This is a genomic window from Enterobacter sp. 04-C-12-SI-ECC (assembly GCF_047530715.1).
In the GTDB taxonomy this organism is placed as follows: Bacteria; Pseudomonadota; Gammaproteobacteria; order Enterobacterales; family Enterobacteriaceae; genus Enterobacter; species Enterobacter bugandensis.
This window is the reverse complement of sequence record NZ_JBLKDI010000001.1, coordinates 187,808-200,068: the sequence shown is the minus strand read 5'-3', so window position 1 is coordinate 200,068 and position 12,261 is coordinate 187,808. Positions and strand designations below refer to the sequence as shown.

Sequence of the window (12,261 nt, the reverse complement as noted above, 5' to 3'; positions counted from 1 at the left end):
AGAACGGCGGCGTTTGGGGCCGCTTCCACTGCTTCTATTTTGCGGTTTTGAGCGGACGAATCGCGTCGCTGTTGGCGATTAAGCTGCACTTTAAAACCTGATATTGACCCGGTTCAGTACCACCTATCTTCTCTTTCAGAGAAGAAACAATGATCTGGTCAGCTTTTTCGAAATTTTCAGCAGGGAGATTGCTTGCTTCCAGCCAGGTGGCCGCGCTGGCCTCTGCATCATCTTTCAGACTTTTACTGTCCGCGATCTTACTGATGCAACGGTTTTGTACCCAATTTTCAAAGATTTGTTGCTGAGAAAAAGCGCTGACGGCAGGCAGATTTTGGGCATAAACGGCAGAGGCATTGATAGCCAAAACCAGCAGTAATAAACGTTTCATTTCAGGCTCCAGAAGGTGGCGTTGGTCGGAATAAACGAACCATTACCCGGTGAGCCGAGGAAATGGCAATCATCAGAGCAAATATTTCCATTCCAGAGTGTGACATGACCGGTTGCGTCGCTCCAGCCATGCCCGGTAAAGATGATAATGCCTTGCTTGCCTGCAAATTGCGCAGGCGTTGGGGAAGAGACCGACATATCTGCATTGCCCAGTACCGTGGGGAGAAATGCAATCATATCTTTAACGCGGAACATATAGCGCTTTTTGTCATTCCCGGTCACTGTCGCATATTTACTGTTAGAAGGAATCGGAATGCCACAGTAATTTAAAACGTAACTCATACGAATTGGGCAGGCATTTTTAAAAATACCGGCGTCGATATTATGCTGAACTTTTCCACCCAATAATTTGCCAACCTGTTCTACATTTACGTTCACTTCTCTGAATCTGTTCCAGGCGGCACCAAAAGCAGGACGCATATGAGACATCTCGTTTCTCCTTGATAAGAAGCTCAGGGTAAAGTGAGCCCTTTCGGGCCCACTATTATTATGCTTCTTTGTTTTCTTTGATATTCCAGCCAGCGCTGCTTTCAGCACCTTTACCACCCGACGTGGTCTGCTCCCAGTACTGCTGTTTCACTTTCGCAGCCTGGAATGCATAGGTCACACCCACGGTGTCGCCGTTGTCTGCACCGGTGTACTGAACGGAAGTCACCAGCACATCTTCCAGCGTAATGCGGGAGTATTCCACCTGCTGACCGCCCGCTTTACAGACGGACAGCTCAACCTTAGTCAGGTGTTTACCGCTGGCGCAGTGTTTCAGGATAGCGGTGGTGGATTTGTCGATCAGCGCGTTAACGTGCAGGTCGTTAAAGTTAACTTTACCGGCACCGCCGCCACCGCCAACGCTCATATTACCTGGCTGGGAAGCGCCCCAGGAGAAGGAGGTAATATCAGTCCAGCCGGTGTGGTTAGAATCTTTAGATTCGCCCGTAACACCCTCGACCTTCAGAAACATATCAATAGCCATAATATCTACTCTTCGTGGATGAACAATATTGCTTTCGAAAAAGCACTTATATGGCAAACAGGAAAGCATGGGGCTGAATAAAACCGTCCATATTTTACCTCTGCCTCATATCAAATGAACCGTGTCATTTGACAGTCTTACATTCCTCCGAAATAACGGAATGAATGTGAAGTCATTATTACCGTTCCAGCCGTCTTTCTTGCCGGCCCGTGCAAGATGTTGCTCTTACGCGTCTTTCGTCTTCAGCGACGGCAGCTTGGATACCAGACGCAGGGAAACGGTCAGACCTTCCAGCTGGTAGTGTGGACGCAGGAAGAACTTCGCGGCGTAGTAGCCCGGGTTGTCTTCAATTTCCTGCACCTGCACTTCCGCAGCCGCCAGCGGTTTACGGGACTTGGTCTCCTGAGAGGAGTTCGCCGGGTCACCGTCGACGTAGTTCATCACCCAGTCGTTCAGCCAGCGCTCCATCTCTTCGCGCTCGCGGAAGGAGCCGATTTTGTCGCGCACGATGCACTTCAGGTAGTGGGCAAAGCGGCAGCAGGCGAACAGGTACGGCAGACGAGACGCCAGGCGCGCGTTGGCGGTGGCATCCGGATCGTGATACTCGGCCGGTTTTTGCAGAGACTGCGCGCCGATGAAGGCGGCAAAGTCGGAGTTTTTACGGTGAACCAGCGGCATAAAGCCGTTTTTCGCCAGTTCGGCTTCGCGACGATCGCTGATGGCGATTTCGGTCGGGCACTTCATGTCCACGCCGCCGTCATCGCTCGGGAAGGTATGGCACGGCAGGTTTTCCACCGCCCCGCCGGACTCCACGCCGCGAATCGAGGTGCACCAGCCGTACTCTTTAAAGGAGCGGTTGATGTTGGCGGCCATCGCATAGGCCGCGTTCGCCCACGAGTAGCTGTTGTGGTTTGCGCCGTCGGTCTGCTCTTCAAAGTCAAAGCTGTCCACCGGGTTAGTGCGAATGCCGTACGGCAGGCGCGACAGGAAGCGCGGCATCACCAGCCCCAGATAGCGGGCGTCTTCGGATTCACGCAGTGAACGCCAGGCGGCGTATTCGGTGTTCTGGAAGATCTTAGTCAGATCGCGCGGGTTAGCCAGCTCCTGCCAGGACTCCATCTGCATCACGCCCGGCGCGGTACCGGTAATGAACGGACAGTGCGCCGCAGAGCCAATGCGCGCCATTTCCCCCAGCAGCTCAACGTCCTGCGGGCTGTGGTCGAAGTAATAGTCGCCGACGATGCAGCCAAACGGCTCGCCGCCGAACTGACCGTACTCCTGCTCGTAGATTTTCTTGAAGATCGGGCTCTGGTCCCAGCCCACGCCCTTGTAGCGTTTCAGGGTGCGGCCCAGCTCCTGCTTGGAGATGCTCATAAAGCGGATCTTCAGCATCTCGTCAGTTTCGGTATTGTTGACCAGGTAGCTCAGGCCGCGCCAGGCGCTCTCCAGCTTCTGAAACTCTTCGTGGTGAATGATCTGGTTCACCTGCTGGGAGAGCTGCTCGTCGATACCGGCAATCAGGTTCTGAATGGTGCGGTAGGTGTCGTTCGAGAAGGTGACGGTATTTTCCAGCGCCTGCTGCGCCAGAGTCTTGACCGCACTCTCCACGGCAGAACGCGCCTGATCGGTTTTCGGGCGGAACTCTTTGTTCAGCAGCGCGCTGAACTCATCCTGGCTGAACGCCTGACCCGCCTGCTGATCGTGTTGTTGAGTCTGGTTGCTCATCGATTATTCCTCGCTACCTTTCGCGCTTTCGTCATTTTTTGGCATCTGGCTCAGGGATTTGAGCAGCGTCGGATCCTGAAGGATTTTTGCGATCAGCTCTTCCGCACCGTTTTTGCCGTCCATGTAGGTCAGCAGGTTAGAGAGCTGCGTGCGCGCCTCCAGCAGCTTGTTCAGCGGCTCGACTTTGCGGGCCACCGCGTCCGGCAGGAAGTCGTCCATGCTGTCGAAGGTCAGATCGACGTTGAGCTTACCTTCGCCGGTCAGGGTGTTATCTACCTGGAACGCCACGCGCGGCTTCAGTGCCTTCATGCGTTCATCGAAGTTATCGATGTCGATTTCCAGGAATTTACGCTCGTCGACGGCTGGCAGGTTTTCCACCGGCTTGCCAACCAGATCGGCCATAACGCCCATCACAAACGGCAGCTGAATTTTGCGTTCTGCACCGTAGATCTCTACGTCGTATTCGATCTGCACGCGGGGAGCACGATTGCGTGCGATGAATTTCTGTCCACTGTTACTCATTGCCATGATGTTCTCCATCAAAGATGCGCGGTGAAGGTGAAACGGCAGACTCCATGCCTGTCGTCATAATGCCAGGACGCGTCATTCGCGGCGTCCAAAGATGTTTTCCAGTTGGTTAACGCCGTCTGGCGCCAGGTCGCGAATAATGTCCATAAAGTTAAGTTCTGACAGCCGCTGCACCCGTTCAATCATCAGCGGCGCGGGGTGGCTCGGTTCGTACTGCGCAAAGTACTGCTTCGCTTTTTCCAGCATTAGCTGCGCGTCGGCGCGGCTGGTAACCTGCACGCTGCGCCAGTCGGTGACCGGCTGAACGGGCTGCGCTGCCGCAGGCTGCGGCTCAGCGTGCGGTTCAGCCTGCGCGTCACGGTTTGGCAGCAGCTTACTGATGTCGGTCACCTGACACGCGCTGGCGACCAGCCCCACGGTTTTCAGCAGCTGTTCCATTTCCGGTACGCCGCTTTCACCGAGATGCCCGGTGAGCAGCTCGCGGATGGCCAGCAGCCGTTCGTTAATCACAATGACCGCTGCGGTCCCCGGCTGGTCGCCGCGCGCCAGCTCGTCAATCAGTCTTGGACGGCCACCGGGATAGTCCGGACACTCGGTTTTACTGCCGTCCAGCAGCGCCTGGGCGTCACGCAGCGAAATTTCATCGCCGTTTGAACGCAGCAGCGAGGCGTTACGTACCGCGACGGTGAGCTCGGATTTATCGCTCAGCCCTGCCAGAGCGTTAATGCGATAGAACGGGTCGGTTTCGCCATACTCTTCCAGCAGCGGATAGAGCGGCTCCCAGTAGCGCGCGATCGCCTCCTGCACCAGCAATAGCCCGTCCGCGTAGCCCGCAAGACCGCGACGGCGGGTCCAGGCGTGGGTTAACGCCAGCATCACGCGAAGATCTTTGGTGCGGCTCAGCAGGCTGGTAGCGAATTTTTCTACCGTGTTCCAGTCCGCAGGCTCTGCCGGGATGATGGTATCGCCAAACTGCTGTTCCGCTTTGCCCTGACTGGCCTGGTTCATCGCCTGGAAGTCAGCGTCATATTCCAGATTGTCGCCACAGGGCTTGTCGGGACTTATTGGCGCGAGAAATTCTTCGATATTCATGAGATCCCTGCTTATTCAAACATAGGCGGATAGAGACCGTGACGCCCCGGGCGGGCGCCCCCTGCCGGGTCGAACAGCAGGGTAAAAAGCTGCCCGGTGAAGTTGCCGCTGTGAACGTGGGTGTACAGCGGGTAACCGTCGCAGCGGTTGGTCCACCAGTAGCTGGTCTGACGCAGCGGGTCAAAGCACTCTGCCGCCTGCGGCCAGCCCAGCGTGCTTTGGCCGTCCTCGTCGTAGCCAATGACGTCGAGGATGTCAGAGCGCTTCTGCGGCTCGACGGGCTGCGGCGCCGGAATGGACATCAGCATCTCATCCAGCTGCGAGGCGGAAAAGCTGTTACGCACCGCGTGCAGCCCCAGACGACCAATTTGCTGATACCAGCTCTCCGCCTGGCTGAGCAGGCTGGTCGACCACTCTGACGGGGCGAAGCTCAGCTGAATGCAGACCGGGTACTGTCGGCCAACGCTGTCGCGGCCGGGCAGCAGGCAGCCCATCTGGATCATCTGACTGCCCAGCATCGGCGGGACGACGAAATTCCAGACCGGAGCTTTGGTGAACTGGCGCTCGCCGCTGCGCTGCTCTTCCTGCTGCCAGGCCAGCAGGCCAACCTGAAACCAGTGCGACCACTGGCGCTGTAAGGTGTCAGGAAAGCGACGCTGCAGGAAATCTCCGGCGCTGGGTAATTTGCCATACCAGCTGTAGCGGTTCATCGCAGGGGTATTCGTCATACGGCTGTCCTTGCGGTTATGGGCATGAAAAACGGGGAAGCTGGAACGGGTTGCGGATGCTGTTCGGCGCAAACTCCAGCGTGACCTGATGTCCGTCGACGTTGAAGGTGGCCTGACGGCTCAGGCTTCCCGCGCCCGGGCTGGTGCTCGCTTTGTCAAAAAAGCGGTTGAGCGCCCAGGAGCCGTTGGTCACAAGCGTCGCGGTGCTGCCGTTAGCCAGACCCAGCTGCATACGGACCTGGTTGGTGCCGCCCGGCCCCGGCCAGTTCATGATCTGCACCGCCTGCGGACCGTGGCTGTAACGCAGCAGCTGACCGTCGACATCCAGCGTCAGGTTCAGAATGGTGTTATCCATTCGCACGGTGCGAACCGTCACCTTGAAAGATGGCGTGGTTGCGCCGTTAGCAAAGAACGCGTCGCGAATCGACTGGGCCTGCTGGAACGGCCTCAGCAGCCCTTCGCTGCCCGGCAGGGTTTTACCGTCGATACCCGGCATAAAGCGCCAGTTTGCCTGCGTCGTATCCACTTTGCTGGTCAGGTTGTCGCGAAAGAAGGTATCCATCAGCCCGGTGCCCGGCGCAAACATGCGGGCGAGATCGTCCGGAGTGACCTCAGTGCTGGCGCTGCGCACCAGCGGGTAGCGACCGGCTATCGCCTGACGGCAGAAACCGCCGACTTCAACGTTGATCCGCTTACGCACGTTTTCCAGATCGCGGCGCTGGGTATCGCTGCTGGCCCCCACCGCCATGTTGCTGAACATGGTTTGCAATCCGCCCGGCAGTCGACCGGCGCTGGCCTGCAGACGGCTGATCGCCTCGCCGCCCGGCGCCGGCATGCCGCTGTTGGCAGCGTCCTGCACGGCGGTCAGGTAACGATAAAGCTCATCCACCTGCTTAAGAAAATCATCAAAGACGATGGTCTTGCCACCCTTTTCCAGCGGCTGGGCCAGCTCAATCATCGGCGCGTAGTGGTCCGTCACCAGCTGCTCCGGCGCCTGAGTAATCGCGGCGGCCTGCGTCGGGGCATTGTCATTATTGCTGAACAGCGCTTCCAGCGTGCGGGTGGCGCGGTTGCTCTGCGCCTGCGCTTTATCGGCATCTTCCGGTGCCGGGGTATCCCGGGAGAGCGTCAGCACCTGGCTCAGGTTCTGCACCAGACGGCGCAGGGGAGAGTTTGCGCCAGAGAGCAGGCGCGCAGTGTTGATGCGCTGGGAGAGATCGGCGCTGTTGTTAAGCTGGATGTCGGCGAGAAAGCGATCCCAGTTCGCGATAAAGTCGCGCATGTAGAGCTGGCGTACGGCGTTATCGATCTGCTGTTTATCTTCCTGCGCGGTCGCGGCGCCCAGCACCCAGGCGTCGTCTTCATGCAGAGCGGTCGTTACGCTGTCAATCTGGCTGTTAAAGCTTTTCCAGTAACCGTCCGGCGTATAAAGACCCGGCACCCCTTCGCTCACCGGCTTACCGCTTTTGCGGGAAAACACCAGCTCGCTCTGTGGCCCGCCCAGGTCGGAAAGGGAGACCGGTTTGAGGTTGTCGTCATGTTCCAGCAGGCGCTTCAGGCGACCGTAGACGCGGGTTGAAAGCGGCTGCTGGTTGATCAGCGCTCTTTCACGCGCCACCAGGGATTCGTCCTGCGCGTACGGCGAGGCCTGAATTTTCGGCTCCAGCAGCTGGGTGAGATGCCATTCGAGCTGCTGCAGCTGCGCCTTCGTGACGTTTTGCGGCAGGTTGCGCTGCAGGTTGAGCATCACCCAGGAGTGCAGGAATTTGCCGTCGTAGTGCTTCGGCTGATAGAGCATCTGATAGGCTTTCAGCGCCTCGTAGCTGTACTCCACGTCGCTGCCGTTATCGTTGCGCAGCCAGGTGGTGATGTGCATAGCAACGGCGGGCAACAGCAGCTGATCCAGCGCCTTCTGGTACAGGGACTGCGAAGCATCGCTGACGTCATCCCCACGGTAAAGCCCCATGCGGCGGGAGACTGGCGGATCGTTGACATCAAACGCGTCGCTTTTCGGCAGGTCCACCAGGCCATTCAGCAATGGCAGCAGATCGAACAGGTCACGCTGCGGCTGGTTCTGCAACGCTTTGCTCTGCTGGTCCAGCAGCGGCACCTTCGCATCCACCTCTTCCAGATAGGCCTTGTTTTTAGCATAGCTGGTGAGCCACAGCCCGCCGAGGATCGCCAGCAGGGCCAGCAGCGCCACGTAGCCGGACCAGATCACCGCCCGGTTGCGCAGTTCCCACCAGCGGTTTTCCCCGGCGATCCCGGCTTCCTGGAAAATAACGTTTTGCAGCAGGTTCTTGATGAAGAAACTCTGGCCCTTCGCGCCCGGTATTGGGGCTTCTTTACTGACCGAATCCCAGTTATCGCGCTCTGCCCCTTCCGGCAGGGAGAGCGCGCGGTTCAGTTCGCCCATTACGCGGTCAAACGGCATGCCTTCCTGCGTCCCGCTGGCGAAGTAGATCCCGCGCGGTGAGAACTCAGTTTCGAAGTTGGAGCGCGCAAAGACCGTGCTCAGGTAGTCCGCCAGCAGCGGACGCAGCGCAGCGAACTCCTGCGGGAAGAGATACGCTTCGGCGCGGGTTTTCGCGTCATGCTCTTTAAGCATGGTTTCCGGCAGCCCGGCATCAAGACGCTGCTGTAACAGAGAAAATTCCTGCTGGAAGTTGCCCATCAGGTCGTAATCGGCGTGTTTGGTCTGCTCCCACGGCAGCGTGAAGCCCCAGATCTGGTCGCGCTGCGCTTTATCGTAGTCGGCAAACCAGGCGCGGAAGCCTTTGAGAAGGTCGGCCTTGGTCACCATCACGTACACCGGGAAGCGGATACCCAGCTGTTCATGCAGCTCAGACAGGCGCTGGCGCAGGTTCACCGCCTGCTGGCGGGACGCCTCGGCAGACTGGGTCAGCAGGTCCGAAATGCTGATCGTGACGATGACGCCGTTGATCGGCTGGCGGCGACGGTACTTGCGCAGTAGCCCCATGAACTGCAGCCACTCACCGGCATCCTGCGCCTGCTCGCTCTCCTGGGTGGTATAGCGACCCGCGGTGTCCAGCAGCACGGCCTCGTTGGTGAACCACCAGTCGCAGTTGCGCGTGCCGCCAATACCGCGCAGCGCGGTCTTACCAAAACGGTCGGCCAGCGGGAACTGCAGCCCGGAGTTCACCAGCGCCGTGGTTTTACCGGAGCCCGGCGCGCCGATAATGACGTACCACGGCAGTTGATAGAGATATTGCGTGCTGAAGCGCTGGGTCCACTGGGCGCCCTGGCCCGCTTTGCTGAAGTGCGCTTTTTTAAGCATCTGCGCGGCTTCATCAAAACGGCTGGCGAGGATCTGCTCCTCACTGTTCAGGCGCTGCTGCGGATCCGCCGCCTCCGGGCTGGTGGTGTTCTCGTTGAGCTTGTCCATCAGCTTGCGGTTCAACCAGGCGTTATAAAGGCGCGGCAGAATATGGCCCTGCGCCCACAGCAGGTAGACCACGGCGATACTGATGATGCGGTTCTGTTCGGATTCGAGCGGTCGGGTGTCCACGATGGACAGCAGAGGGCCAATCATCCAGATCACCGCCGCCAGCGCCGTTACGCCGAGGAAGCTCCACAGAATGCGGTTGGTCAGAATGGAAAGAAGTGTAGTCAGCATCCTTAGTTTCCTTGCGGCAATCCGTTCAGCTCGGCCTGGGTGTTTTCAGGCGACACCAGCAGAGTAATTTCCACACGGCGGTTACGGGCGCGGTTTTCCGGCGTCGTGTTCGGCGCCACCGGGTTAATCTCGCCCCGCCCTTCCGCCTTCACGCGGCCAGGCTGAGAGAGGCTTCCCTGCAGCATTTTCTGTACGGAGCGCGCGCGTTCCAGTGAGAGCTCGTAGTTAGAGGCAAAGCGCGCGCTGCGGATCGGCACGTTATCGCTGTAGCCCACCACCAGAATTTTGCCGCTGACGTTGTTCATCGCCTGCGCAATGCGGTTGATGACCGGTTCATAGCGGTCGCGCACGACGGTCGAGGCGGAGGCAAACAGCCCGTCGCCCTTCAGGATCACGACGCTGCGATCTGCCTGGTCTTTTACCGCCACCAGGCCCGCCTCAATTTCAGGCTTCAGGAAGCCGCGCAGGTTAAGCACCGCGGGCAGCTGACGCGCCGGCTGCTGGATGGTGGTTTCCGGCAGTTGGGACTGATAAATCTTCGCCAGCACCGGGTTGGTGTTGTCGCCAAGGCGCCAGTTAAGCACGATATAAAACAGGCAGGCGATAAACCCGGCCAGCGCCACGCAGGCCCACAGGGGAACCATCGGCCGCCAGAGCTTGCGCAGCACCGGACGATCTTCCGGATGGGGAGAAAGCGGCGGCGGATAGCTGCCGCGCACGCCGCGGATCATCTGCCACAGCCGCTGCTTGATGGTTTCAAGCTGGGTGCGGCCATTGTCCAGCACCCGATAGCGCCCCTCGAAGCCGAGCAGCAGGCAGTAGTTGATCATCTCCAGCAGCAGGATATGCTCGCGCGGGTTCTGCGACAGGCGCGCCAGCAGCTGGAAGAACTTTTCGCCGCCCCAGGTTTCGTTATGGAACGTTACCAGCAGGCCATTGCTGGACCAGACGCCGCTGCTGCCCCAGGGAGTCAGCGCGGCGGCCTCGTCCAGCGCCGTGCACAGGCAGTAGCGCGCCCCGACGATCACTTCGTAGGGCAGCCCCGCCTGCTGGCAGCGGACTTCAAAACGGCGAATCTCATCGATCAGGCGCTGGCGTAACGCCACCTGATCGTCATGTGATACCGAATGACGGATCTGCGGAATCGCGTTGAGCAGCGGATTGGCGGCCGCCACCAGCTGATTGTTGCTACTGGCTCCGGTAAACGCGGCATCACTGCCGCTATCCTGTCGTTCCTGCATATTAAGCGCTCGCTTTATTATTCTGTCGGGCTACGGATGGCCCAAAACTCCATATCCAGCCCCGGGAACTCCCCTGCAAGGTGCAGGGCGAATGCGCCGGACTTATCCATCTCGTGCCACAGCTCGCTGCCCTTCTCCAGCTCGAAGTAGCTGTAGCCGGCATGCCACGGGATCTGCGGCGGCGCGACCGGCATGGCGCGCAGCATAATGCCCGGCAGCTGCAGCTGAACCAGATCGCGAATTTTCGAGACCGGGGCAATTTTCATCTGCGCCGGGAAGTGGGTTTGCAGGTGTTCGCCCGGCACGTTGGCTTTCACCGCCAGCACGAAGCCGAATTCGCGCACCATGCTGGTTTCAGGAACAGTGGCGATGTTCAGGCCATGCGAGCGCTCGTTAAGCGGCAGCTGAATGGCGTGGTCTTCCATCACCAGCGACAGCCCCTGGCGCAGCATCAGCATCAGCTTGCTGAAACAGTTCGCCAGATCGTCGTGATCGTAGATCGGCAGCACGCTCTCGGTGGTGCGCTGCGACGTCCAGGTCGTGAGCTCGGTGGCAAACGGCAGCCAGCTGCGCCAGAGCGTTTCCGGGTGCAGCAGCGGCAGCGTTTTTAAATGTGAAACCTCGCCCAGATGACGGTTCACGAGCGAAAGCAGCGTAAATTCAATCAGTTCAGAAGTGTTAAAGCGGCCAGGCTGACGCAGGCGGCCGCCAATCTGCTGGCTGCGCTGCACCAGCAAACCGTGCAGATCGTTGATCATGCTGTAGATCTGCGGGCTGTTATTGGCGTTCAGCATCGGCGGGATGTAGCTGTTATCCAGCCGCACGTGGTTGTCGTTGCGTTTTTCAGTCACAAACGCCACGCCGATGGATGTCCATTCTGCCGTGAGGTCTTTTTCCAGCATCAGCGTCAGGCGCAGGCGGCCAAACTGGACGGTGGCATCCCCCACCGACATGGCGTTATCGTCCTCCACCTCCTGCTCAAACGCGACGAAGCGGGCCAGCGAGGCGGGCTCTTCGCTGAAAATCACCTCTTCCCGCTCGCCACGACGAACCGGCAGGGCGAGCACCACCTTTTCGTTGGTGAGATTGTCAGGAATTTTTAGCGGCGCGGGACCATTGCGTCCGTTACGGACCTGGAAAAAGGTGCCGTCCGGCAGCAGCCCGCTGCAGTAGCTCAGGGCAATGCATCCCTGACGAAGCATCGCTTCATCCAGTTCAACGTCGAGAAAGCCCCAGAGATACGATCGCTGCAGTGCGCCCCATTCACGAACATGGTTGAGCAGATAGCTTTCAGTCCGCTGAAAATGGTGTGGACGCAGGAACATGCCTTCGGTCCAGACGACCTTTTCTGCTTTGGTCATGATGATGTGTTTCCTGTTGTGAAGCGCGTTACTGGCTGATGACCCGAATGCCGTTTACGTCGAGAAAAACGTTGGCCTGGAGTTCATCCGCGGACCATTTCCAGAACTGGTAGATATGATTTTCGCCTGGCACAGGCAGCGGGAGTGAAACGCGCCATTTTTTACCGTCCAGCTTCTGATATTCCGCCATCACGCCGATATAACGCGCCTCAGGATCGCTCTGACCGCTGAGGGTTTTGGACAGCTGTCCCGGCATCAGGAAGAAAACGTCGCTGTTCAGCAGATTCGCGCCAAGCGTTGCTGACGCGTTGTTCTGCAGGGAATAGAAGTCGCTGGACATGAAATCCGCATCGGATTTCAACAACAGCACCCGGACTTTAAGTGGCGCAGAATCATTGATTTGTGGATGAGCCTGAAACTGCAGATTGTAGCGGGAAGGGTCGCTGTGTGAAGACGACGTACAACCACTGACAAGGGCGAAAATCGCCGCGTAAAAGACTAACCACAGCCTATGAAACTTTTTATTATTCAT

11 protein-coding genes are annotated in these 12,261 nt (G+C 58.5%); all 11 read right to left on the bottom strand.

Going from position 1 to position 12,261, the window contains the following annotated elements; translation table 11 throughout:
• Positions 1-34: 34 nt before the first annotated feature.
• Positions 35-388: a T6SS amidase immunity protein Tai4 family protein gene (locus ACMWL8_RS01015; protein WP_045260276.1), complete on the bottom strand. Its 354-nt coding sequence runs from the start codon at positions 386-388 to the stop codon at positions 35-37.
• Positions 385-876 carry a type VI secretion system amidase effector protein Tae4 gene (locus ACMWL8_RS01010; protein ID WP_023330611.1) on the bottom strand — a complete coding sequence of 164 codons (492 nt, stop codon included), beginning with the start codon at positions 874-876 and terminating at the stop codon, positions 385-387. The genes ACMWL8_RS01015 and ACMWL8_RS01010 overlap by 4 nt, the downstream gene beginning before the upstream one ends.
• Before the next feature lie 58 nt (positions 877-934).
• Positions 935-1,417 carry an Hcp family type VI secretion system effector gene (locus ACMWL8_RS01005; RefSeq protein WP_008502640.1) on the bottom strand — a complete coding sequence of 161 codons (483 nt, stop codon included), beginning with the start codon at positions 1,415-1,417 and terminating at the stop codon, positions 935-937.
• A gap of 225 nt (positions 1,418-1,642) precedes the next feature.
• Complete coding sequence (gene tssC, locus ACMWL8_RS01000) at positions 1,643-3,142, bottom strand: type VI secretion system contractile sheath large subunit (RefSeq protein WP_006810956.1); 1,500 nt, start codon at positions 3,140-3,142, stop codon at positions 1,643-1,645.
• Positions 3,143-3,145: 3 nt separating this feature from the next.
• Positions 3,146-3,670, bottom strand: coding sequence for a type VI secretion system contractile sheath small subunit (gene tssB, locus ACMWL8_RS00995; RefSeq protein WP_022648413.1), 525 nt, complete (start codon positions 3,668-3,670; stop codon positions 3,146-3,148).
• A gap of 75 nt (positions 3,671-3,745) precedes the next feature.
• Positions 3,746-4,762 (bottom strand): type VI secretion system protein TssA, encoded by a 1,017-nt coding sequence (gene tssA, locus ACMWL8_RS00990; protein ID WP_045260277.1) that lies wholly within the window; start codon positions 4,760-4,762, stop codon positions 3,746-3,748.
• Between the two features lie 11 nt (positions 4,763-4,773).
• Positions 4,774-5,490 (bottom strand): type VI secretion system-associated protein TagF, encoded by a 717-nt coding sequence (tagF, locus tag ACMWL8_RS00985; RefSeq protein WP_028013492.1) that lies wholly within the window; start codon positions 5,488-5,490, stop codon positions 4,774-4,776.
• A 16-nt stretch (positions 5,491-5,506) separates the two neighbouring features.
• Positions 5,507-9,127, bottom strand: coding sequence for a type VI secretion system membrane subunit TssM (gene tssM, locus ACMWL8_RS00980; protein ID WP_045260278.1), 3,621 nt, complete (start codon positions 9,125-9,127; stop codon positions 5,507-5,509).
• A 2-nt stretch (positions 9,128-9,129) separates the two neighbouring features.
• The gene (locus ACMWL8_RS00975) at positions 9,130-10,368 is read right to left on the bottom strand and encodes a DotU family type VI secretion system protein (RefSeq protein ID WP_028013493.1); all 1,239 of its coding nucleotides are present in this window, start codon (positions 10,366-10,368) and stop codon (positions 9,130-9,132) included.
• Positions 10,369-10,385: 17 nt separating this feature from the next.
• Positions 10,386-11,729, bottom strand: coding sequence for a type VI secretion system baseplate subunit TssK (gene tssK, locus ACMWL8_RS00970; protein ID WP_041909533.1), 1,344 nt, complete (start codon positions 11,727-11,729; stop codon positions 10,386-10,388).
• Positions 11,730-11,757: 28 nt separating this feature from the next.
• A complete protein-coding gene (tssJ, locus tag ACMWL8_RS00965; protein WP_028013495.1) occupies positions 11,758-12,261 on the bottom strand; it encodes a type VI secretion system lipoprotein TssJ in 504 nt (167 codons plus the stop codon).

Coding starts and splice junctions, on each gene's coding strand:
- ACMWL8_RS01015 (WP_045260276.1), bottom strand. CDS start 388: ATGAAACGTTTATTACTGCTGGTTTTGGCTATCAATGCCTCTGCCGTT.
- ACMWL8_RS01010 (WP_023330611.1), bottom strand. CDS start 876: ATGTCTCATATGCGTCCTGCTTTTGGTGCCGCCTGGAACAGATTCAGA.
- ACMWL8_RS01005 (WP_008502640.1), bottom strand. CDS start 1,417: ATGGCTATTGATATGTTTCTGAAGGTCGAGGGTGTTACGGGCGAATCT.
- tssC (WP_006810956.1), bottom strand. CDS start 3,142: ATGAGCAACCAGACTCAACAACACGATCAGCAGGCGGGTCAGGCGTTC.
- tssB (WP_022648413.1), bottom strand. CDS start 3,670: ATGGCAATGAGTAACAGTGGACAGAAATTCATCGCACGCAATCGTGCT.
- tssA (WP_045260277.1), bottom strand. CDS start 4,762: ATGAATATCGAAGAATTTCTCGCGCCAATAAGTCCCGACAAGCCCTGT.
- tagF (WP_028013492.1), bottom strand. CDS start 5,490: ATGACGAATACCCCTGCGATGAACCGCTACAGCTGGTATGGCAAATTA.
- tssM (WP_045260278.1), bottom strand. CDS start 9,127: ATGCTGACTACACTTCTTTCCATTCTGACCAACCGCATTCTGTGGAGC.
- ACMWL8_RS00975 (WP_028013493.1), bottom strand. CDS start 10,368: ATGCAGGAACGACAGGATAGCGGCAGTGATGCCGCGTTTACCGGAGCC.
- tssK (WP_041909533.1), bottom strand. CDS start 11,729: ATGACCAAAGCAGAAAAGGTCGTCTGGACCGAAGGCATGTTCCTGCGT.
- tssJ (WP_028013495.1), bottom strand. CDS start 12,261: ATGAATAATAAAAAGTTTCATAGGCTGTGGTTAGTCTTTTACGCGGCG.